The 22,304-nt window shown below is 58.2% G+C and carries 19 protein-coding genes and 1 pseudogene; 15 read left to right on the top strand and 5 right to left on the bottom strand.

Translation table 11 applies throughout. The annotated features are described in order from the left end of the window. Positions 1 to 357 precede the first annotated feature (357 nt). The 5 genes and pseudogenes from CAUR_RS02990 (at position 358) to CAUR_RS21430 (ending at position 4,944) form a co-directional block, all read left to right on the top strand. Positions 358 to 996, top strand: coding sequence for an HD domain-containing protein (locus CAUR_RS02990; RefSeq protein WP_012256478.1), 639 nt, complete (start codon positions 358 to 360; stop codon positions 994 to 996). After that, positions 993 to 2,297, top strand: coding sequence for a diaminopimelate decarboxylase (lysA, locus tag CAUR_RS02985; protein WP_012256477.1), 1,305 nt, complete (start codon positions 993 to 995; stop codon positions 2,295 to 2,297). The genes CAUR_RS02990 and lysA overlap by 4 nt, the downstream gene beginning before the upstream one ends. 69 nt (positions 2,298 to 2,366) lie before the next feature. Further along, complete coding sequence (locus CAUR_RS02980) at positions 2,367 to 3,269, top strand: ROK family protein (protein ID WP_012256476.1); 903 nt, start codon at positions 2,367 to 2,369, stop codon at positions 3,267 to 3,269. Positions 3,270 to 3,295: 26 nt separating this feature from the next. Next, a pseudogene (locus CAUR_RS21435) lies at positions 3,296 to 4,213 on the top strand (amidohydrolase); the annotation flags it as partial. Beyond that, a complete protein-coding gene (locus CAUR_RS21430; RefSeq protein ID WP_338067504.1) occupies positions 4,207 to 4,944 on the top strand; it encodes an amidohydrolase family protein in 738 nt (245 codons plus the stop codon). The pseudogene CAUR_RS21435 and the gene CAUR_RS21430, both read left to right, overlap by 7 nt. Positions 4,945 to 5,478: 534 nt before the next feature. Here CAUR_RS21430 and CAUR_RS02970 read toward each other — a convergent pair. The 3 genes from CAUR_RS02970 to CAUR_RS02960 form a co-directional block, all read right to left on the bottom strand. Continuing rightward, the gene (locus tag CAUR_RS02970; protein WP_012256475.1) at positions 5,479 to 6,897 is read right to left on the bottom strand and encodes a tyrosine phenol-lyase; all 1,419 of its coding nucleotides are present in this window, start codon (positions 6,895 to 6,897) and stop codon (positions 5,479 to 5,481) included. A 237-nt stretch (positions 6,898 to 7,134) separates the two neighbouring features. Further along, positions 7,135 to 8,274, bottom strand: a complete 1,140-nt coding sequence (locus CAUR_RS02965) for an NAD(P)/FAD-dependent oxidoreductase (protein WP_012256474.1) — start codon at positions 8,272 to 8,274, stop codon at positions 7,135 to 7,137. Between the two features lie 180 nt (positions 8,275 to 8,454). After that, the gene (locus CAUR_RS02960) at positions 8,455 to 8,700 is read right to left on the bottom strand and encodes a sulfurtransferase TusA family protein (RefSeq protein WP_012256473.1); all 246 of its coding nucleotides are present in this window, start codon (positions 8,698 to 8,700) and stop codon (positions 8,455 to 8,457) included. Positions 8,701 to 9,394: 694 nt separating this feature from the next. Between CAUR_RS02960 and CAUR_RS02955 the strand changes: the two genes are divergently transcribed. Further along, positions 9,395 to 10,588, top strand: a complete 1,194-nt coding sequence (locus tag CAUR_RS02955) for a GNAT family N-acetyltransferase (protein WP_012256472.1) — start codon at positions 9,395 to 9,397, stop codon at positions 10,586 to 10,588. Between the two features lie 22 nt (positions 10,589 to 10,610). On the opposite strand, the gene CAUR_RS02950 is transcribed toward CAUR_RS02955, so the two are convergent. Beyond that, positions 10,611 to 12,338: a carbohydrate-binding domain-containing protein gene (locus CAUR_RS02950; RefSeq protein ID WP_012256471.1), complete on the bottom strand. Its 1,728-nt coding sequence runs from the start codon at positions 12,336 to 12,338 to the stop codon at positions 10,611 to 10,613. 312 nt (positions 12,339 to 12,650) lie between these two features. Here CAUR_RS02950 and CAUR_RS02945 point away from each other — a divergent pair, with 312 nt between their 5' ends. The 5 genes from CAUR_RS02945 (at position 12,651) to CAUR_RS02925 (ending at position 16,242) form a co-directional block, all read left to right on the top strand. Further along, positions 12,651 to 13,025 carry a hypothetical protein gene (locus tag CAUR_RS02945; RefSeq protein ID WP_012660474.1) on the top strand — a complete coding sequence of 125 codons (375 nt, stop codon included), beginning with the start codon at positions 12,651 to 12,653 and terminating at the stop codon, positions 13,023 to 13,025. Between the two features lie 69 nt (positions 13,026 to 13,094). After that, positions 13,095 to 13,646, top strand: a complete 552-nt coding sequence (locus CAUR_RS02940) for a copper chaperone PCu(A)C (protein ID WP_012256469.1) — start codon at positions 13,095 to 13,097, stop codon at positions 13,644 to 13,646. Between the two features lie 233 nt (positions 13,647 to 13,879). Continuing rightward, positions 13,880 to 14,476: an SCO family protein gene (locus CAUR_RS02935; RefSeq protein ID WP_012256468.1), complete on the top strand. Its 597-nt coding sequence runs from the start codon at positions 13,880 to 13,882 to the stop codon at positions 14,474 to 14,476. A 16-nt stretch (positions 14,477 to 14,492) separates the two neighbouring features. Beyond that, positions 14,493 to 14,948: a cupredoxin domain-containing protein gene (locus CAUR_RS02930; RefSeq protein WP_242605042.1), complete on the top strand. Its 456-nt coding sequence runs from the start codon at positions 14,493 to 14,495 to the stop codon at positions 14,946 to 14,948. Positions 14,949 to 15,021: 73 nt separating this feature from the next. Beyond that, positions 15,022 to 16,242 carry an NAD(P)/FAD-dependent oxidoreductase gene (locus CAUR_RS02925; protein ID WP_012256466.1) on the top strand — a complete coding sequence of 407 codons (1,221 nt, stop codon included), beginning with the start codon at positions 15,022 to 15,024 and terminating at the stop codon, positions 16,240 to 16,242. Positions 16,243 to 16,702: 460 nt separating this feature from the next. On the opposite strand, the gene CAUR_RS21140 is transcribed toward CAUR_RS02925, so the two are convergent. Then, positions 16,703 to 16,846, bottom strand: coding sequence for a hypothetical protein (locus CAUR_RS21140; RefSeq protein WP_157866366.1), 144 nt, complete (start codon positions 16,844 to 16,846; stop codon positions 16,703 to 16,705). Positions 16,847 to 17,697: 851 nt separating this feature from the next. Between CAUR_RS21140 and cas10 the strand changes: the two genes are divergently transcribed. The 4 genes from cas10 (at position 17,698) to csm4 (ending at position 22,300) form a co-directional block, all read left to right on the top strand. Further along, entirely contained in the window at positions 17,698 to 19,872 is a 2,175-nt protein-coding gene (gene cas10, locus CAUR_RS02915) for a type III-A CRISPR-associated protein Cas10/Csm1 (RefSeq protein WP_012256465.1), read from the top strand. A gap of 111 nt (positions 19,873 to 19,983) precedes the next feature. Continuing rightward, positions 19,984 to 20,361 (top strand): type III-A CRISPR-associated protein Csm2, encoded by a 378-nt coding sequence (csm2, locus tag CAUR_RS02910; protein ID WP_242605041.1) that lies wholly within the window; start codon positions 19,984 to 19,986, stop codon positions 20,359 to 20,361. A 17-nt stretch (positions 20,362 to 20,378) separates the two neighbouring features. Continuing rightward, positions 20,379 to 21,197, top strand: a complete 819-nt coding sequence (gene csm3 / locus CAUR_RS02905) for a type III-A CRISPR-associated RAMP protein Csm3 (protein WP_012256463.1) — start codon at positions 20,379 to 20,381, stop codon at positions 21,195 to 21,197. A gap of 17 nt (positions 21,198 to 21,214) precedes the next feature. Continuing rightward, on the top strand, positions 21,215 to 22,300 hold the full coding sequence (csm4, locus tag CAUR_RS02900; protein ID WP_012256462.1) for a type III-A CRISPR-associated RAMP protein Csm4: 1,086 nt from the start codon (positions 21,215 to 21,217) through the stop codon (positions 22,298 to 22,300). Positions 22,301 to 22,304: the final 4 nt, after the last annotated feature.

Here is a 22,304-nt window from a genome sequence, read left to right as displayed (position 1 = left end):
GAGCACACACAGCATCCCTGTGGCCAACAGGGTTAACGCTGTACCACGCGCCGGATCGTGAGCACGGCTGGCGCGGCAGCATGGCTGCCGCACTCCATACCGCACGCCACGGGCAATTCTGTCTGGTAACGGTTGTGATCCCACGGTGTGCGCAGCGGGAAGGCCGGGTCGGCGTATTCGCGCTCAGGGGCATCTGCGATCAAGTGTTAGTGTGCAATGACTTCTGTGACACCAGATTTGACATAACGAAAGTTCACCAGTATGCGTTGCCTGGACAGATTGTATAGCTTTCGGATAAACGTGGTATGATGAAGGAACAGGGTACTCGTTCCTTCATCTATGATAAGAGGAGCCGTGATGCTCACCGATACAGCTCGTCAGATTATGCATGAGTGGATCGCCTCGGATAGCCTGCGGAAGCATTGCGAGGCGGTTGCAGCCTGTATGACTCATTTTGCGACAAAGCAAGGGGCTGACGTCGATTTATGGACAGCGGTTGGGCTGCTTCATGATCTCGATTTCGAGCGCTACCCCCACATGCCGGAGGCCGGGCCGGCTACAACTGCGATTGCCGAGGCGCTGTTGCGGGGCGAAGAGGTACCTGCCGAACTGCCGGGGCACCCGTTCTACGGTGTTGCCTATCTACGCAGTGCCGGGTGGTCGCCTGAAGTCTTGCGCGCTATCCTCAGCCATGCCGATTATAGCGGGATCGCGCCTGAGTCGCCGCTGGAGCGCACGCTGTATGCGGTTGACGAGTTGAGTGGTTTTGTGACTGCGGTAGCATTAGTGCGCCCTGACAAGAGCATCTATAGCGTTGAAGTTTCGTCAGTGCGCAAAAAGATGAAAGATAAAGCCTTTGCTGCCAAAGTCAGCCGCGAAGGTATTGTGCATGGCGCTGAAGTCATTGGTATGGAGCTGGATGCGCTGATCGGCGAGGTGATTGCTGCACTGCGCGCAGCCGCGCCACGGCTGGGTCTGGCGGGGAATAACGCATGACACTGGCGTCGCATGTCTGGCCGGAGACGGTAAGTGTTGTTGATGGCCGTTTGTGGATTGGCGGCTGCGATACGGTTGCGCTGGCCGAACAGTTTGGAACTCCTCTGTATCTGCTTGATGATCTGACGCTGCGCGGTGCGATGCGTGCCTATCGGCAGGCATTTGCCACCGCCTACCCTGGCCCGTCAATCGTCCATTACGCCGGGAAGGCGCTGTTGAATACGGCGCTGGCCCAGATCGTGGCGCAAGAAGGACTGGGGTTGGATGTCGTTTCAGCAACCGAGTTGTTGGTGGCGCAGCGAGCGGGTCTACCGATGGATCGGGTTCACCTGCACGGGAATGCGAAGAGTGATCAGGAACTGGAGCGGGCGATTGCGTGGCGGGTTGGGGCGATTGTCGTTGATAACCTTGACGAATTGCAGCGACTCTGCGCGCTTACATCCCATCTCACCACGCCGCAGGGCGTCTTGTTGCGAGTGGCGCCCGCTATCGAAGCGGATACGCACGCGCATATCGCTACAGGGAGCGCCACGGCAAAATTCGGCCTGCCCCTGGAGGCGCTTGATGAGGCTGTCGCTCAAACCCTGGCCGCACCCAGCCTGCGCTGGTTGGGATTGCATGCGCATATCGGCTCGCAACTCTTTGCGCTTGAACAGGTGACGGCGACCGTTGAGGTGTTGGTGGCGCTGGCTGCGCGGATACGGGATCGCTTTGGTGTGGCGCCGGTTGAACTCAGTCCTGGCGGTGGTCTGGGTGTGCCGTACACTGCTGATCAGCCGGCAACCGATATTGGTCGTTATGCGCAGGTGGTGAGTGCGGCGTTGTGTGCAGCCTGTGAACGATACCGGTTACCGTTACCACGCTTGACCGTCGAACCAGGCCGTTCCATCGTTGCCCGGGCCGGTGTGGCTTTGTACCGCGTGGTAGGTCGTAAAGGCGAGCACTGGGTGCATATTGACGGTGGTATGGCCGACAATATTCGTCCGGCCCTTTACGGGGCGCGCTATAGTGCGGTGCTGGCCAATAAGCCGGCTTCGCCGCCAGCGATGACGGTTAATGTCGGTGGACGTTACTGCGAGTCGGGTGACGTGTTGTTACGCGATATTGCGCTGCCGACTGTGCAGCCGGATGATCTGCTGGCAGTGGCAACAGCGGGTGCCTACACGCTGAGTATGTCCAGTACCTATAACCTGGTACCGCGTCCGGCCCTCGTCCTGGTTGCCGATGGACAGGCACGTCTGATCCAGCGTCGGGAAACAGAAGCCGATGTGCTGGCCCGTGATCTGTTGCTGGATCGGTGAAGCATACGTCTGTATCGTTAGATCGTAGCAGGTGCGATCTGAACTGCTCGTGGTAGAAGCGAGGTTTGTATGACGCATGCCCCTCTCTACGGTGGGATTGAGGCCGGTGGAACCAAGTGGGTTTGTGCGATTGGCACCGGGCCGGATGATATTCGGGCTGAGGTGCGTTTTCCAACCACGACACCTGCCGAGACGCTGGCCAATGCCATCGCCTTTTTTCGTGCCCACGAACCGGAACACCTGGCGGCCATCGGCGTGGGTTCGTTTGGGCCGGTCGATCTCAATCCGGCCTCGCCGTCGTATGGCTCAATCACGACGACGCCGAAGCCGGGATGGGCGCACACTGATGTTGTGCGGACACTGCACCAGGCCCTTGGGCGACCGATAGGCTTCGATACTGATGTCAATGTGGCGCTCCTCGGCGAACGGCAATGGGGAGCAGCGCGTGACTGCGATGTGGCGGTGTACATCACAGTCGGTACCGGCATTGGCGGCGGGGCAGTGGTTGGTGGGAAGCTGGTACACGGCTTGATCCACCCGGAGATGGGGCATATGCGTCTGGTGCGTGATCCGGCGCGTGATCCCTTCCCCGGTATCTGTCCGTACCATAGCGATTGTCTGGAGGGGTTGGCTTGTGGGCCGGCGCTTAAGGCACGCTGGCAGACTCCGGCTGAGGAGCTGCCGGCTGACCATCCGGCGTGGGAACTCGAAGCTGATTATCTCGGTCAGGCGCTGGCAAATCTGCTCTGCATCCTTTCGCCGGAACGCATTATCATCGGCGGTGGGGTGATGAGTCAGCCGCAGATGTTTCCATTGGTGCGGGCTGCGACGCAGCGCTGGCTGAATGGTTATTTGCAGCATCCTCACATTCTCGATCACCCTGACAGGTTGATTGTGCCACCTGCACTGGGGCAACGGGCCGGCGTGTTGGGGGCAATTGCGCTGGCGATGCATACGGCAGGCGGGGTATAGACGGCCCGGTATAGAAAGGAAGCGTTATGCTGATAGCTCGCGATCTGGCTCCTGATTTGATCATCTACAACGCTGTCGTGTATACGCTCCACCGGGAATTGCCACAGTGTAGTGCCGTGGCCTGCAAAGATGGTCGGATCGTGGCAATCGGTGACGATGCCGCAGTGCTGGCGCTGGCCGGTCAGTCAACCCGGCGGATTGACCTGAACGGGCGGGCGGTTATCCCTGGTATTCACGATGCCCACAACCATATGCTGGAGATGGGCCTGAAGTTGCAGCGGATCGGCCTCGATGATTGTACGTCCATCGCCGGTATGGTTGAGCGGGTGCGGGCGGCGGCAGCGGTTACCCCACCTGGTCACTGGATCATTGGAGAGGGCTGGAACGAGTCACTCTTTCAAGAGGGCCGATTACCCAATCGTCACGATCTCGACGCGGCGACGACAGCACATCCGGTGCTCCTCAAACGGTTCTTCAACATGGATGTGGTGAATTCGCGAGCACTGGAGTTGGCCGGTATAACAGCCAGTACGCCTGAGCCGGCAGGTGGCAAGATCGAACGTGAGGCGGACGGTACACCCAGTGGGATTTTGCGGGCAGCGGCGAAGGAACTCTGCCGGCGCCTGATCCCGCGTCCGACGCAGGATGCGTGCGTTGAAGCGCTGGACATGGCCGGTCGGGCGTATCTGGCGTATGGAATTACCAGCATTCTCGATCCGGGCCTGCAACCATGGGAGATTCAGGCTTATCTGGCGGCGCGACGTGCCGGTCGTTTGCCCGTGCGCGTGAATCTGCTCATCTCGTGGCATGGCTTTCGCGAGAGTGAAACGCGCAGTGAACTCGATGCCCGTGCCAGGGCACTCGGTGGTCTGAGCGGTCTGGGTGATGAATGGCTTCGCATTGGTGGCCTGAAGATGGCAATTGATGGCGGAACGACATCGCATACGGCCTGGATGTTTCAGCCCTTTGTAGGCGAGGATCGGTCTACGATTACAACCGTCTCGATCCAGCAGACCTGCGCGAATTTTTTACCCTTGGGCATACGCTGGGCTGGGACATCGGCATTCATGCGATTGGCGACCGGGCACATCACGAGGCGGCCCGTGCGTTTGCTGATGTGCTGGCGGCGCATCCGGCAGAACATCGCCATAATCTCATTCACGGCTATTTTGCCACCGACGAGAGTCTGCAACACATGGCCCGTTATGGGTTGGCCGTGGTGATTCAGCCAACCTTCATCTACTATGAAGGCGATGATCTGTTCCGCGATGTTGGCCCTGATCTGGCTGCCCGCTACAAGCCGATGCGAACCTATCTTGATCGCGGGATTCGGGTGATTGCGACCAGCGATGTGCCGAGTACCGTTCACTTCAATCCGTTTATTGGGTTGTACAGTTTAGTCACCCGAAAGACCTGGAAGGGAACACTCATCGCACCGGATCAGGCGGTTAGTCGTGAAGAGGCGCTCTTTGCCTACACGGTAGCCGGTTCCTGGTTGACGCGCGAAGAGCATCTGAAAGGCCCGCTGGCGCCCGGTTTTCTGGCCGATATGGTGGTGCTGGATCGCGATTACTTCACCTGTCCGGTTGAAGAGATAAAAGAGATTCAGGTTGAGATGACGATCCTCGGTGGCCGCGTGGTGTATGCTCGTGAAGGGATGATTGGTGAGCGGTGATGAGATAGGCCCCTACCCCGGCCTGTCCCGCACGCGGGTATGCATCATCGTTATGGGTAATGCGTTGGGGAGGGGGGTAATGCAGATCACGCCCTGATCCTCTCGTGAGAGACCGGCGCTGCCCGGTGTCCGGGAGCAGTGAGCACGGCTGGCGCGGCAGCATGGCTGCCGCACTCCATACGGGCGGGGATGTGGGTAGGTCAGCACGCGAGCGGTTGTGATGGCGGCGTGCGTTGTCAGACCGGTGAGAGGGAGACATACCGGGCACGACCTCCATCATCCCGTGTGGTGAGGGGGAGCACGCCCTCACCCCGGCCCGCCCCGGTGGGGGCGGGAGCACGCCCCCTCCAGAGCGATACCGGCGCTTACGCAGGGTGGGGTGTCGCTCAGGTGTGGAGCCTGGGTGATGGCAAAAACAGCGTGTGCAGTAGCGGGTCTTATAAGGGGGGCGCACAGCCGTGCGCCCCCTGATGTTGGGCGACAGGGAAGGTGACTATACGTCACCAGTATTTACCAGTATTTACCGTCCGGTCGTCATTCCACCGGTTCAAACCGGGCCTGGAAGAAGCGGAGGTACCGTGGTTCGTAGACCATCCGCAGGCCACGGGCCTGATGACGTTGATCGTACACTGCCTTCACCGACTCGGCCACAACATCCATGTGGGCCTGAGTATAAACACGGCGCGGGATGGTCAGCCGGGTTAATTCCAGTTTGGGATAGTAGTTCTGCCCGGTCTTGGGATCGCGTCCGGCGCTGGCAATACCGCGTTCCATAGCCCGCACCCCTGAATCGAGGTACAACTCGGCGGCCAGGGTCTGGGCAGGGAAGAGGTCTTGCGGCAGGTGCGGATAGAACCGGCGTGCATCCAGAAAGATCGCGTGACCGCCAATCGGAACTACGATGGGGATGTCCCAGTCGAGGAGCAGTTCGCCGAGGTAGCGCACCTGACCGATGCGGGCACGGATGTAATCCTCTTGCAGCGACTCCTCAATCCCGACCGCCAGCGCCTCCATATCACGCCCGGCCATGCCGCCGTAGGTGTGCAACCCTTCGTACACCACCACCAGATTGCGGGCTTCATCGGCGAGTTGATCATCGTTGAGCGCTAACCAGCCACCGATGTTCACCAGCGCGTCCTTCTTTGCGCTCATCCATGCGCCATCGGTGTAACTGCAAAACTCGCGGACAATCGCGGCGATTCTTTGTTCGGCATAGCCGGGTTCACGTTCTTTGATGAAAAAGGCATTCTCAACCAAGCGTGTGGAATCGAGAAAGATGCGCAACCCGTACCGATCACATAATGCGCGTAAGGCACGGACGTTAGCCATACTGACCGGCTGCCCACCAGCCATGTTGACGGTACCGGCCAGACTGATATAGGCAATCTGTTGCGGGCCAACCTTATCAATCAGCGCCTGTAGTTTGTCGAGATCGACGTTGCCTTTAAACGGATACTGGCTTTGGGGATCGTGCGCTTCGTCAATAATCACATCAACAAAGATGCCACCGGCCAGCTCCTGGTGCAGGCGGGTGGTTGTGAAATACATATTGCCGGGAACATACTGCCCACGGCGGATAGCGACCTGACTGATCAGATGCTCGGCGCCCCGCCCCTGATGGGTGGGAATAATGTGGCGGTAGCCATACACCTGTTGGACAGTTGCTTCCAGGCGATAAAAACTGCGGCTCCCGGCGTATGCCTCGTCGCCCATCATCAGGGCTGCCCATTGCCGGTCGCTCATGGCATTGGTACCACTATCGGTAAGCAGATCGATATAGACATCTTCAGAACGCAGCAGAAACGTGTTGTAACCGGCAGCCTTCAGCGCCGCCTCGCGTTCGGCCCGGCTGGTCACGCGCAGCGGCTCAACCATCTTGATCTTCCACGGCTCGGCCCACGACCGCCGACCGAATTGTTGCCCCATTGTACGGGGGTAGTCTTGTTCCTGCATAGATGCCTCGCTGCAATTGCTACCAACGCCATTGTTGTGGGTTCAGCGGTACGACACCTCCGATAACCGGGCACGCTTGTTGTGGGTCTGGATGGTGGATGGAGAGATCGTGCAGGTACCATCTCTCCATCAGCCAGTGTGTGCCCGTGCCAGCTACCCGCCCACTGCCAATCAGACGAGGGTTGAACGCCGGTCGTAGTGATAACCGTGCGGTATCGTCATGGGGTGTCGATGCGATCACACGATACCGGTTGGCACTAAATGCCAGTAGGCGCGATTGAGCAGAGCCTTTTCGTAGTGATAATACGCACTCGGTTTGGGTGGTTGCGGCGGATGATTGTAATCGAAGACCAGTTGCGTCGCCTGCCCATAGCCGGTTTCGAGAAAACACATCACCTGGCCCTGATACCGTTCGTCGCTCGGCTTACCTTTAATCTCGCCGATAATCCGGTGAGCGATGACTTTGGCCTCGAAGTGGGCAGCAGCGCCGCTCTTACTGACCGGCAGATCGGTGGCATCACCCAGGCCGTAGATGTAGGGAAACTGTTTGTGCTGGAGTGTTTCACGGTTGGTGGGCAACCAGCCCTGGCCATCCCCCAGGCCCGACTCGCTGATGATGCGTGCGCCCCGATGCGGTGGCACCAGCACCAGCAGATCGTAAGGCAACGTTGTTCCTTCGAGTGATGAGATGGTGCGCTCTACCGGATCGATCTGTTCGGTGTTGAAGAAGAGTTCGTAGTTAATCCCCCGTTCTTCCATCATCGGGGTGACAAACTGGGCCACGCTCTCAATAGTGAACACCCGGCCAATCGGCGATAGATAGGTAATCTCGGTCTTCTCGCGCAGGCCACGTTTCCGCAGTTCATCCTCAAGCATAAACGTGAACTCCAGTGGCGCGGGAGGACACTTGTAAGGAATATCGGCCACGCCGATCACAATCTTTCCACCGTTAAACTCACGCAGTGCGGCGTGGAGACGGAGCGCAGCTTCGGCGCTGTAGAAATGGTGCGCCCCTTCCGTGTAGCCAGGGACAGCAGATGGTTCAAGGCGTGCACCGGTAGCGATAATCAGGTAATCAAACGGTATTTGGGTGCCATCTGCCATCTCGACATACCGCTCATTCGGTTCGATACGCACAGCATCACCGACAATCAGGTCTACTGAGCGTCGCAACAGTGAGCGTTCACTGCGTTCCCATCGCTCTGGAGGTGGGCCACCGAACGGGACATACAGCCAGCCTGGCTGGTACACATGCTTACCGGTACGATCAATCAACGTAATTTGTGCCTGCTTGCGCGTCAACTGTCCGGCCAACAGATTCGCGACCAGAGTACCGCCGACGCCACCACCTAACACAACAATTTGTTTCGTCGTCATTGTAGTTACCTTCTAAGAGCTTAGCCGCGCGACCATACCGGGTTGCGCGAAGGCAATGCCTTCGCACCGGTCAGTGAGACGCATGCGGACAGGCTCCAGGTACAGATTAAAACCAATATACACCTTGCGCCGCATTATTTTGATGGGCGCGTACTCGTATCGAACCCGGATCAATGTGCATCAACGCACTTTCCGCACAACAAAACGGGTGAAGCCTTGTTCGGGGAAGGCACCAATAAACTCGTGACCGGCCTTCTGCACCCAGATCGGAATATCCTTGGCTGAACCAGGGTCACTCGATAGGACGGCGACCACTGAACCGAGGGGAACACTCTTGATACCGCGGATCAGTTCCATCATTGGCCCAGGGCAATGGCTACCACGGGCATCGATCTCTTTGTCGATAGTTACGTTTGGGGTTGTCATAGTTGCCTCCTGCGGTCAACACTGACCGATTGCATTTCTTGTGATAAGAATAGCATTTTGCCTGGAGCTTAAACAGAAAGAAGTGACAACATATTCTGTACGAGTTGCAACTATTGCGGGGTGGGTGAGGAGGTAGGAGATAGGAGATAGGAAATAGGAAGTAGGGGGGAGGAGAGAGGGAATAGGGGTGGTTGAGCAGGGGAGGAAATAGGAGAGAGGAGGTAGGAGATAGGAATTAGGAAGAAGCAAGTAGGAAGTAGGGGCGAGAAAGCAGGGGGAGGTGAGCGAGGATGCAGAAGCTATGCTTTTATGCTTCTGCACGCCAAACCATGCGATACGGCATTGGCGGGCGCGGGAGGGGTGGGTTGGGGGCAATGAGTGGTTGATGGTGATGCCGGTGACAATCAGACTGACGTTGTATTGACGTTATAATAACCCAAGTTGCCACCTATGCTGTAAGCAAGCCACGGAGGCTGGCGGCCAGGATGAACAGCACGACGTTGTACTCAACACCGTATAGCGTAACCGCATGAATGATTTGGGGAGCAGTCAGCTCCCATGGACGTGCTATGTCACGTCTCACGGTAGCCATCCGGGTTATCCACATGCTCTGTGTCCTCCGTGTCTCTGTGGTGACAAAGGTAGCAACCTGGGATGTCCATACCATTGACCGGCAATAGCACCTGGCTCCATTATGACAGACTCCACACTCACTGCGCATTATCTCGACCCAACAGCACCGGACTGGAGCGCAACCATTGATCGATTGTGGCAACAGTCGGGTGCACCGCAAAACCCGACTCTTCTCCCGCCCCATTTTGTCAAGAGCACCTTTCCCCGTATGGGCGGAATCGTGGTTGAGTTTCGGGCAGGCGATTGCACGGTCGGGTTTGGGATGCTGTTTCCCCGCACAATTATCAACGGTCAGCGTCATTACACCCTACGGCTCCACGAGCTACACGAACGATTGCCCGATGATGTGCTGCGAGCACTGATTGCTGCAACGCCGGCCACGGTGTATCGACCAGCCGATGGGGTGACGTTTGCCCCTAAACGACCACGTCCAGCCGGTCTCTGGATTGGCACGCCGCAGGCTGATGATACAACGGCGATTACAGCGCTCTACCGTAGCGTGTGGGGTAGCCAGCCCTATCCAACCGACCTGTTTAGCGCTGAGTTTGCTCCCGGCACGGCGCTGGTGGCGACGGTAGATGGTCAGGTGGCCGGGTTTTTGCTCGGTTTCTGGCGTTTCGGTTGTCATCCTATCGCCGACAACGAGCTGGCAATCGAGTCGCAGGTGATGGCGGTTGATCCTGCGTATCGCAACCACGGGTTGGCAACACGCTTGAAACAGGAACAGGCTCGTCTGGCGCTGAGTCAGGGGGTGCGCTGTATTCACTGGACGGTTGATCCCTTGCAGTTGCCGAATGCACTGCTCAATTTCAATCATCTGCATGCGGTAGCCGGTGAATTTGTGCGTGGCTACTATCCGGTACACAATGAGTTGAATCTGGTAACAGCCTCTCGGTTTGGGATCACCTGGCTGCCGGCCAGCGCGCATGGTAGTAAGGGTTTACATAATCAACGGGATCGTCTCCTGATCACCGATCTACCGGATATTGCCATTCTCAACGACGGCCCCCGTCTGTTGCGGGCACCCCATGCGCCGGCGCAGATTGCGATTGCCATTCCCCAACAGTGGACAGAGCTTCAGCATCGGGATCGGAACCTGGCAATTGCGTGGCGCGATGCAACGGATGAACTCTTTGCGCGGTGGATTGGCTGGGATGCGGGAAAATACGTAATCTACGCTGTCGCCCGCGATCCCGCCGGAACTGGCTATCTGGTCGGAAAACCGGCGGGATCGTGGGTGTGGGAAGAGGGTTAGGCCATTTCAAGGCGTGATGTTGCTATGGACGTGGCGGACGCATCGGGTTTCCCGGCCCGCCTGGCCCTGTTGTCGTACCCACTCGCGTAATGATGTCGTTCTGCACGAAGCTCGTGTTGACCGCTCCGCCAACCACAACCTGATACTGTTCGCCCACTGTTAAACCGGTGCCTGAGTAGACGAGTGATTGATACGATTTATCTGGTGTCAGGCTAACAATTGGTTCGCCAGCAGCATTCACGATAGCAATTGATGTTCCTGCTGTCTGCACCGTGCTGAGGTTGATCAGCACAGCGGGTTGGGTCGAGCTGGTATCTGGTGCCATCGCCATACCGGCACTACCAACGGCGATCAATTGACCAGCGCTTATGGTAAAAGCCCGGTCATAGTCGAGGGCAGCATTCATGGACTCTGTTGGCCCGTATACCACCATAACACCACCACTCATCGTGATGCTACCATTAACATCGATCCCATCGCCACCGGCATCTACTGTTAGCGAGCCGCCGGTCATGGTTAGCGTCCATTGTCCACCACCCATGCCACCGAAACCGCCACCCTGGGCACCGCTGCCATCGGCAGCGTTCAGCGCATCATCGCTGGCAATGATCGTGATCGTACCGCCATCAATGCGGATGTGCTGACCCTCAATCCCTTCATACGAATCTGTCACATTCATTTCGCCAGCCGTGATAGTTACCTGCTGTTCAGCGTGGATTGCATCGTCAGCGGCGGCAATCGTGAATGTGCCACCATTGATAGTAATTGAGGTATCGGCGTGCAGACCATCTTCAGCAACATCAAGCCTGATCTCACCATCGTTGATGATGATCTGTCCCGCTGCTTTAAGACCCTTCGCCGATGCGTCGGCAGACAGGGTGGCTGTGCTGCCACCGCCGGCTATAATGTCAAGCATTCCTCCTTGTACCACAATATCTGCTGCGGCCTGTACCCCATCACCGTTCGCCGTTATTGTTACCTGGCCGCCTTCGATCATGATCACCCCCTGTCCATCAGCATCGGCAGTGAAGCCATCACCACCGGCTGTCATGTCGATCTGACCACCACGCAGCAGGAGATACTCTTTGCCGCGCAACCCATCATCAACAGCCGTTACCTGAATATGCCCGTCTTCAATGACCAGCCCTTTCGTGGAAGCAATACCGTCGTTGAAATGAGCTGCAACAATCAACTGTCCCTGACCGGTAATCACCAGATCGGCATCACTGTAGAGCGTTGCATTCGGCGCACTACTTTGATCGGCTGTTCTTGCTTCATCGCTGAGGGTATTGATGCTGCCATCGACCAGGACAATGGTCACCTGACCGGCACGGTCGATGTAGAGAGGGGCACTCTCCACGCTATGAATTGTCACGCCGTCAAGATAGAGCGTAACGTCGTCTGTCGCGGCGGCATTCACAACAATGCTTCCGGCCTGGAGCTGACCACTGATTCGGTAGGCACCGCCACTCGTGATCGTTGCGACAGTTCCATTGACCTCTACACCGGTACCGGCACTGATCTGATCACCGTGCAATTCAATCGGGATCGCTTCGGCTGCGGATGTCACAACGACCGCAGCGGCTGGGGTCAACTGTGGGATGTTTGTCGTTGTGGCGGGCTGTTCTGCCACCGATTCGGCTGTGATCTGTGTTGTAGTTGTGCTGCTCGTTGAAGACACAAGGGGGGCACTGCAAGCGGTTATGAAACCGAGCACGCCAATGAAACATCCTGCGAGTAATCTTTGCATAAGAAAACCTCCACATCCTTATCGCAATACATGCATTGTTGAAGGCACTATTCACACCGGTGAGTTACCGTGCAGTGATTCCGCTTCATCAGCGCAGACTATTCTGCGTACCATCGAGTGATTCGCAGTTGCGGCTGTAGTCGTTATTTGTTATCGCAGCGGTAACGGTGTGACTGGAACGCTGATCAGTGCCGAACATCAATCACGACTCAGGTATAGCTGAACCTTTTTCAGATATTCGGTAGAAACTATTGAGAAATTGTGAAGACATCTCTACCGCAGATGGAGCGAGTTTGATGTATACTACCGGTGATGATTGTGCATTTTGGCGCAAACAAGGTGCCGCTCCGTTTTAGCCGCACCGTCATACTGTGGACGCTGGCCTTTCTGATCGGGCCGTGGCCGGCGCTCTCGTGTATCATCCACTGCCTGCATCTGTCGTCGGTGAACAGGGCAGGGGTAGAGTATTTCTTGTGCGATGCGCCTCATCGTCACGCCGACCACGCCGATACGCCGGCGCCGCCGGTACGGTACGACATATTGCCGCTGTTACTGATTGCTGTTGCTATTGGCTCCATTGTGATCCAGCGCATCAGCGCTGTTATCACTGTTTCGTTCCGTTCCGTCCTCTACGCTCCTGAACCGCCGCCACCTCGCACGCCCCGCCCCGGCCTGTTAGTTGGATAGACGATACGGAAGCCTGGGCAGGGTTTAGTAGTCGTGTCTTGTTTTGTCTTTACGTTGCGAGGTGCTACAATGCGACGTCTCTTTTTCCTTTCGATTACAGCAGCTTTGCTGGTGGTATTGGTCGGTTGTGGGGCGAATCAAAGTGGTACGACCGGTAGTGGGATTACGGTGCGCGATCCGTGGGTGCGGGCCGCGATGATGAATATGGCCGGCGATCAGTCCGGCGCGATGGGGAATATGGGCAATCAGGCCACCCCAATGGCCGGGATGGGCAACAGCCACGGCAATGGTCACGCGAATGCAGGCAGTTCGGCTGTCAGCGCCGCGTATATGGTGATCGTCAACAATGGCGCTGCGGACGCGATTGTGAAGGCCGAGAGCGATGTTGCAGCATCGGTTGAACTGCATAACGTGGTGATGGAAAATAATGTCATGCAGATGCGACAGGTTGAAGCCATCGAGGTGCCGGCCAATGGTCAGGTTGAACTGAAGCCGGGTGGTTTCCACGTGATGTTGATCGGTCTGAACCGTGACCTCAAAGAGGGTGATGAAGTGACGATCAAACTCACCACGCGTAGCGGGCAAACCATCGAGGTCAAGGCACCGGTGCGCATGCCGTAGGCGATCTGGACGGGGCGAACAGAACATGCGAGCGCGTTCGGGATGAATGCCCTCACCCCCGCCCTCTCCCGCGCAGCGCGGGAGAGGGGGAATTGGAGAACTGAATCAAGGCTTTCTGATGCGGTAGACGTTGGACGACATCTTCGGTTCGCCCTTGAATGTGATAAACAGGCAGAGCGTGGGGATGGGCAGCGGCCCGTCTCCACCCTATCAGTGTAGTGCAGGTAACCGATATGAAACATCTCATCACCTTAATCCTTGCCGTATTGAGCGCCCTGCTGCTCAGCGGTTGTGGCGCATATGAATTTCGCGGTACTGTGCTCGAACCGCCGAATCCGGCTCCAGAAATACCGCTAGTCGATCAGTTTGGCAATGAGTTTCGTCTGAGCAACTATCGTGACAAGATTGTTCTGGTCTTTTTTGGGTTTACCCATTGTCCTGACATCTGTCCGACCGCACTCGGTGACTTGAAGCGGGTGATGGAGAAGCTTGGTAATGATGCGGCGAAGGTGCAGGTGGTCTTTGTCTCGGTCGATCCTGAGCGCGATACGCCTGATTTGATGCAACGTTATCTGGCAGCGTTCAACCCAACGTTTCTGGGATTGAACGGAGATCGGGCGGTGCTGGAACAGGTCTACAAAAGCTATGGGGTAACGGTCATCAAACGCGAGCTACCCAATTCGGGTCTGGGCTATACCATTGACCATTCTGGCTACATTTATGCCATCGATCAGGCCGGCAACTGGCGACTACTCTGGGCACATGGCACACCGGTGGATGACATTGTGAGCGATGTGCAGGCACTGTTGCGCAATCCACCGCGTGGCTAGACTGGCAGTGCGAGTAATGACAACATCATATATGAATGAAGGAACGCGCCACCGGCAGGAGCTTAGCAAACAGATGGCTCACCCTTTCCAACAGCGGCTGCCGATTATCAGCCGCTTTCCGTCACGTATTGTTGTGCTCTTCGTTGCGATAGCCATGATCGCGATTGGTGGGAGTCTTCTCTGGCAGGCGACAACCAATCGTCAGCGGCAACTGGTGTTTGAAATTCCACCCGGCACAGCGGCAAGGCTGGCCGCAGGCGAAGAAGTCACTATTTTTCCCTCGACGATCATCATCGACCTGCGTCAACACGATACGCTCGTGATCCAGAACAACGATAGCGCGGAAGTCACGATTGGCCCGTTCCGTATCGTTCCCGGTCAGCGGTTTGTGCAACGGTACTGGAGTCCCGGTGTTTACGAGTTGATCTGTTCTGTCCATCAGGGTGAACAGTTGCGCATCGAAGTACGGTAATCATTGGCCGGTTGGATGAGCATTACGGTACAATACATGGGCTACCGTAGTTCTCAGACAACAGGATGATTGTATGTTGCGTTCACACTGGCATGCTACCCTTCATCAGGCACCGCTGCCGGGTATCGATCTACCATCAACCGCTGACGTAGTCGTCGTAGGTGCCGGCGTAGTCGGTGCAGCGACAGCCCTCTGGCTCACACGGGCCGGTCTGCAACCACTCGTTATCGACCGGCACGGGCCGGCAGCCGGTGCCAGTGGCCACAATGGTGGTATCCTCGCCGCCGGTCTGGCCGAGAATTACCTTGCTGCGACTGCCCGTTACGGAGCATCCACCGCACGCGAACTGTACGCTCTCAGTCTGGCCGGACAGCGCTTGATGGTTGATCTGATCCAGCAAGAACAGATTGAGTGCGATCTGCGTCTGCACGGCAATCTCAATCTGGCGATTGGTGAAGCACAACTGACGATTGCCGGCGCAACAGTCGCGGCATTGCAGGGTGATGGCTTTCCGGCGCAGTTGCTCGACCGCACAACTGCCCAGGAGCTGGTGGCGATTCCGTTAGGGGCAGCCGTCAGTGGCGCCCGCTTCAACCCGGCTGCCGGAACGCTCCATTCCGGGCGATTGGTGTACGGGTTGCTGGCCGCTGCGCAACGTCATGGTGCCCTTTGTAGCTGGGGTGTCACCCTGCGCCAGGTAATCACCGCCAACGGCAGGCTACACCTGATCACAGATCGCGGTACCATCGACACTGCTGCGGCAGTGATTGCCGTTAATGCCTGGAGTGGTGACGTGCTACCGGAACTTGCCCGGCGGATTACGATGGTACGCGGGCAGGTACTCTGTACCGTGCCGGTTGAGCCGTTCATTGCCTGTGGCTTCGGAGCCAGCTTCACTCCTACCGGTGAATATGGTCAACAGACCGTGACCGGACAGGTGTTGTTCGGTGGCTGTCGGGCTATTGCACCCAATCACGACGTTGGGGTGCAGCCCGGCGAGGTTAGTCCTGAAGTTCAGGGGGCGCTTGAGACCAGTCTGGGACGTCTCTTCCCAACCCTGGCCGGCATCAACATCGAACGACGCTGGTCGGGGGCAATGGCCTTCACCGCCGACTATCTGCCAATCGTGGTCAACCCTGTGCCCGGTCTCTTCGCTATCGGCGGATTCTCCGGTCACGGCATGCCATTTGCGGCTATTGTTGGTCGCCATCTGGCCGAAGCCGTACAGACCGGTACCATCCCCTCTGCGCTCGCCCCGTTTAGGATCGACCGTCCAACGTTAGCTGTGGAGTGATGGTTCAGGACTCCCTGCAACCCGCCCCCACCCGGGCCCGCCCCCGCTGGGGGGGCGGGAGCATATCCCCAGCCCGCCCGTGCCTCCAGCGGGGGATTACCTGTGTCACCGCCCCCCCGCGGGGGAGCACCTGCGTCACCTCCCCTCAGCGGCTATGCATTACCCATAACTCTAATACTGCATTGCCCGCGTGCCGGAGCGGATCGGGGGAGTGAAGACGGGCGTGCTCCCCAGCCGGGAGCTGGGAGCGCACGCCTCCGGCGCGCATGGTGCCGGTACCATTGCTGGAGGGAGGAGCCACGAGCAAGCTCCCGCCCCTGGCGGCAGTCACGGACGGCCAGGACAGATGATCGAATACAACGTCTACCCTATCAGGAAGCCCTGGATCGAACGTCTACCCTCTCCTCTCCCATCCCCAGCGGCTATGCATTCCCCATACCTGGTGTCAACCACGTGTGTATCAGCGGGTATGATCGCCATGGATGTTGTTTTGGGCGACTGGCCCGGTGACAGCGCACCGCTCCAGCCGTGCCAGCACGTGCTGGATTGGTTGCCTTACACGCGCATCATGGGCGTGTCGCGCAGTTTGGAGTGCGGCAGCCATGCTGCCGCGCCAGCCGTACACACGATCCGGCGCGTGGTACGCCGTTACCCATCCTGGTCACGGGGGTGCTGAATGTGCTCGTTTCGATCATCGAGTCGGTCGGGCATGCATGCGATACCTGTGCGTAGACGGTTATGTTGCAAGCGATTCGTGCCTATGCACCAGCGGTCACGGCCAGCACCTGACGGCGATGGCGATGATGCCTCCACGCAGGCTGGAAGCCTGCGCCACGGGGAGCACGTGCAGCCCGGCCTAACGCAGCGCGACATGTGGGTAATACATAGCCAGCGGGGGGAGGTTGGGAGGGGGTCGGGGAATGATGTGAGTGGGCGAAAACCTCTCGTGCCGAATTCCACCCGCTGTCGCGAGCCGGTTCAGGGTTGCAACATCCCGCCAGCATCAGGCATGGCGTATCGTTGCCAGGTGAAGAGCGAGCCGGAGGCTCGCGCTCCCAGTTCCCAGGGGCGAAAACCTCTCGTGCCGAATTCCACCCGCTGTCGCGAGCCGGTTCAGGGTTGCAGCATCCCGCCGGCATCAGGCATGGCGTATCGTTGCAAGGTGAAGAGCGAGCCGGAGGTGCGCGTTCCAGGGGTAGATCAGCACTATCTCCGTGCATGACTTTTCTGCACCCAGATTTGATATGATATAATAACTACAACTCAACGCCTTTCACAACTATAAACATCACTATACAAACGCTATGCTCTGCTTTCCACCTCCTATTTCCTATTTCCTATTTCCTATTTCCTTACAAAATCTTCATCCTCTTATCAGGTTCAAATCCACATTTGTGAAGTGGTCATTTGCTACACTATGCAGAGAAGATCGTGATATAGCATGGAGTAACTGGAATGACACATGCTGAAGACCCCTCAACTGTTGCCTGGCAGGTTTTGCACTCCTGGACACTGGCCGCCCTCGGTGAGCGTAATGATGCCGTCAGCGAGTCGCTACGGGAATCGGCATGGCGTGTTGTCGGGCAGCAACCACAGGCAACCTGGCCGCCGTTGCAACCGGCCCTGTCCAGTGTCTTTACCCGCCTGCGGGCCGGCGTCAAAGACTGCTGGCAACCGCCGGCCATGCTCCGTTGCCGCGAAGAGGTGCTCTTCCCGCAAGCGACTGCGCAACCACCATCGGCTGAACTGAAACAGGCATTGCAGTCTGGGCTGGCAGCGGCACAGCGTGAAACCGACCCGACCCGACGCCTGGAATGTCTACTCATTACGCTGCAACGGTACGCCTGGGCCTGGCCCTCACCCCTACCCGGTGTCTCGCTCTACGACCTGGCTCGGCTGCACGCCGCCGTGCAGGCAGCGCAGTCAGCGACAACCGACGGCCTGATCTGTCTGCTAGGGGGCGATCTGTCAGGTCTGCAAGAGTTCCTCTACAGCATCCCGGCTGCGGGAGCAGCACGCCAGTTGCGTGGTCGTTCGTTCTATTTGCAGTTGCTGACCGAAGCCTGCGCTTACTGGGTGTTGCGCAATAGTGGGATGCCGCTCTGTAATTTGCTGTACGCCGGTGGTGGCCGCTTTTACGCTGTGCTGCCGGGTAGTATTGCCGCGCAGGTGTTGGAGTGGCGGCAGCATCTCGGTCGTATACTCCTGCAATCGCATGACGGCTCGCTCTACCTGGCGCTGGGATCAACCGAACCGTTTGCCCCGGAACAGTATACCGATGAAACCTGGCGTGAGCTGAGCGACGCAATTGACCGTGACAAGCGGCGTCGGTTCGCCGCCCTCGACGATAGCGAATTTGCCCGGATGTTTCAGCCCCGCCCGCCGCGTCCGCCGCGTAGCGATGGTAGCGAGGCGCCCGATGCCCTCGGTGAGTCGCTGGCAGAGCTGGGCCGGCAATTGACTAGGGCCGCAGTGCTGGCAGTCAATCTTACCGCATCCCAGAGTGATGGTGCCACGTGGCGGCAGGCAATCACGGCGCTGGGTGTGGATTATCGGCTCAGCGAGGAACTCTCGTCGGTGCGGTCATTGTCTCAACGCTTGCTGGCCCTCAACGATGATACGGTGCCGCAATTGCCCGCAGACGCCAGCGCTATCGGTCAGCGCTACACCGTCACCGAAGCCTATCGCTTGCGCGAGGACGATCTTCCGCTCTACCGCAAGCTCGATCCCGATCAAGCGCCAGAGATACAGGTCGGTGATGTCGCACCGTTCAATCTCCTCGCGCACCTGAGCGATGGAGTCCCGCGCATTGCGGTGTTGCGTATGGACGTTGACAATCTCGGTGATCTGTTTGGTAAAGGCTTGCAACGTCCTGCCGGCATGGGTGGTCTGGCGGTGACGGCGGCGCTCAGTAGCGCCTTGAGCCGGTTTTTTGAGGGGTGGGTCGGTGAGTTGTGTCGGCGGCGGAATCAGCAGGGGAAGGGCGGGATTTACGCCGTGTACAGCGGTGGCGATGATCTGTTCCTGGTCGGATCGTGGCACCTCATCCCGGAGCTGGCGCAGCAGATACGCAATGATTTTATTCGCTACGCCACCGGTGCCGGGCCGACAGTGCAGCCGCCGGTGAGTCTCTCTGCCGGGATTACCCTGCATCAGGCCGGTTATCCACTCTACCAGGCGGCGGAAGACGCCGGCAATGCGTTGGATGCGGCGAAAGCCTACCGTCATCCCGACGGTCGGAGCAAAGATGCGATTACGTTCCTGGGCCAGACTCTGAGTTGGGATGCCTTTGCGCAGGCGGCTCGCTTCAAAGATGAGCTGCTTGATCTCATTGCGAATGGTGCGCCGCGTGGCCTGCTAATGACGGTGCAACGGCTGGTTTTACTTGCCCGCACCCGCTATAACCGTGCCGGTGCTGCGCAGTTAACGGTTGGCCCGTGGGTGTGGCAAGGGGCGTACCAGTTGACGCGCCTGGCCGAACGTTCTCCCGAATCCATTCGGTCACGAGTGGTTGACTTGCGCGAGCAATTGATCAGCCCGGAAGCAATTGTGCAACGGACGGTGATCCCGGCAGGTCTGGCCGCACGCTGGGCACAGTTGTTGTTACGGGGGAGTGAGCGCGAAAGATAATCGTGGGAGCTGCTAGCCAAAACAGGGAGGTAAGCAATGACAATGGGTCGTTCGTCAAATCCTCAAGCTGTGGGAGTCAAGCGGATTTCGTCGGAAAACCTGCAGCGCATCATGACCGAATCGTCGGAAGAGGCTATGAAGTTACTGGTGCAGGAAGCGGATCGATTGGGGAAAGAGCTAGGTCGGAATGGCCTGACCACCTCGCAAATCCGCAATATCTTTGGCGAAGTGCGCTCGATTGAGCAGGAGGTGCTGCCGACCGATCAACAGCTTTCGCTGGACGTTCAGCGCCGTCTATTGATGCTGAAGCCCAAAATGGCCTATCAGGTTGGGCGGTTTAGCAATAATCAGGCATTGCAAGAGCTGGTGGAAACTCTTTCGGATGCGATTGGTTTGATCGGGAACGACAAGAATCGCTTCCAGACCTTTGTCAATCTGTTCGAGGCTATTCTGGCCTATCACCGTCGCTATGGTGGCAAGACGAATTAGTCAGGGAGGTATCAGGCATGAGCACGCGCATGGTCACACTGCACGGTCGGATTGTGTTACGCGCCAGTATTGAATTGCTGACCGGTCTGCATATCGGTGGTGCTGCCGGAGGTCTGGAGATCGGCGGTTTGGATAAACCGGTTATCCGTAATCCGATCACCAATCAGCCCTACATCCCCGGTTCATCGCTTAAGGGCAAGTTGCGCTCGTTGATGGAGAAGGTCTACGGCGCACCGCAGACATTCAGGATCAACGAGGGTGTCTTTATTCATGTACCAACGAATCCTGAAGAGTACCAGCGCTACTACCAGATTGCCGGTGTGTTCGGTACCTTACCCAATCATAAACAGCTTACCATCGATGTCCCGACCCGCCTGATCGTGCGTGACGTACCGCTGACCAGGGAGTCTGAACAGGAGCTACGCCGGCTGCGCACCGATCTGCCCTATACCGAGATCAAGTGGGAAGCGGCGATTGACCGGGTGACATCAGCCGCTGCGCCGCGGCAGATCGAGCGAGTGCCGGCAGGGGCCGTCTTTGGCCCGGCGGAGGTGGTCTATAGCCTCTACGTCGGTAATGGCGAACAACTGTCGGACGTGATCAGGCTGTTTGGCTCAGTCTACGAGGCATTCACCTACCTCGAAGACGATTACCTCGGTGGGATGGGGTCGCGTGGAAATGGTCAGGTACGGCTGCGTGACATCACCGTCCTCGCACGCAGGCTCGAATCTGGTCGGTATGGTGAATTAACGACTATCCGCGAGGCAAAAGAGTTGCGCGAACTTGACCGCAATGGATTGCTGGAAGAGTTGCAGAGATTCTTTAACCCGGCATAGGTCGTGGGGAGGTCTGCATGCCGACATTATCCGTCTACCATCTGATCCCACCCGCCGGCGCAGCGAACCTCAGCTTCCACTTTGGCCGGCAGGGGATCGGTCTGGAAGAAACCGGTGAGACTCTCGCCTCCGACTCGTTCTTTGCCGCGCTGGTGGTGCAGGCGGCCCTGAACGATCCGCGCCGGACTGCTGATGGCGCACCGGTGTGGGTCGAGCCGTTTCTCGCCGATCAACCGCCCCTGCGCCATAGTTCGCTCTTGCCGCGGATTGGCGATCTGCCGCTGCTCCCGCGCCCTTTGTTGCCCATTCATCTGCCCCCGACGGCAGAACTGGCCGGTAAACAGCTCAAAAAGCTGCGCTACCTTTCGCCGTCACTCTTTGTCGCCGTGTGCAAAGGGGAAACCTTGCCCGCCGACCCGATCAGTCTCCAGCAGGGCAAAATCTGGCTGAGCGAGGAGGACGCACGGCGTCTGCCGGCCCCCTGGAAGCAGACTGCCACCGAGAGCAGCGACGCCTGGCGGGCGCGTCTGACCGCCACCCCGCTCTGGCATGTCGAAGCAACCCCACACGTCACGCTTGACCGTCTGAGCGCGGCGTCGGCCTACTACGAAGTGGGGCGGATTAGTTTTGCGGTCGGGGCCGGTTTGTCTCTCCTGGTTGCATTTGCCGACGCCCAGGCCAGGCCGTCTTTTGAACATCTGCTGACACTCCTTGGTGAGAGTGGACTGGGCGGGAAGCGCACGAATGGCTATGGTGCGTTTGCCTGGCAGCATGGCACGGCACTGACGCTCGATCTCCCTTCTCCGCACAAGCGGGCAGTCTTACTGTCGCGCTACATTCCGACCCCTACCGAGCTACCGCTGGTACGTAACGAACGTTCAACGTACCAGCTTACCAGGGTCAGCGGCTGGTTTCTGGCCGCTGATGGCTCTACCTACCGTCGGCAGGCGGTCATGATGCTCACCGAGGGCGCAGTGTTGGTGTGCGACGAACGGCTACCGGGTGGGCAGATTCTCGACGTGCGTCCAGATGCCAGTGTTTCGCATCCGATCTATCGCAGCGGTCTGGCCCTGGCCGTCGGTCTGCCGGCAGACAGCAAGTGAGGAG

This window comes from Chloroflexus aurantiacus J-10-fl (assembly GCF_000018865.1).
In the GTDB taxonomy this organism is placed as follows: domain Bacteria; phylum Chloroflexota; class Chloroflexia; order Chloroflexales; family Chloroflexaceae; genus Chloroflexus; species Chloroflexus aurantiacus.
This window is presented reverse-complemented; position numbering and strand designations above follow the sequence as displayed.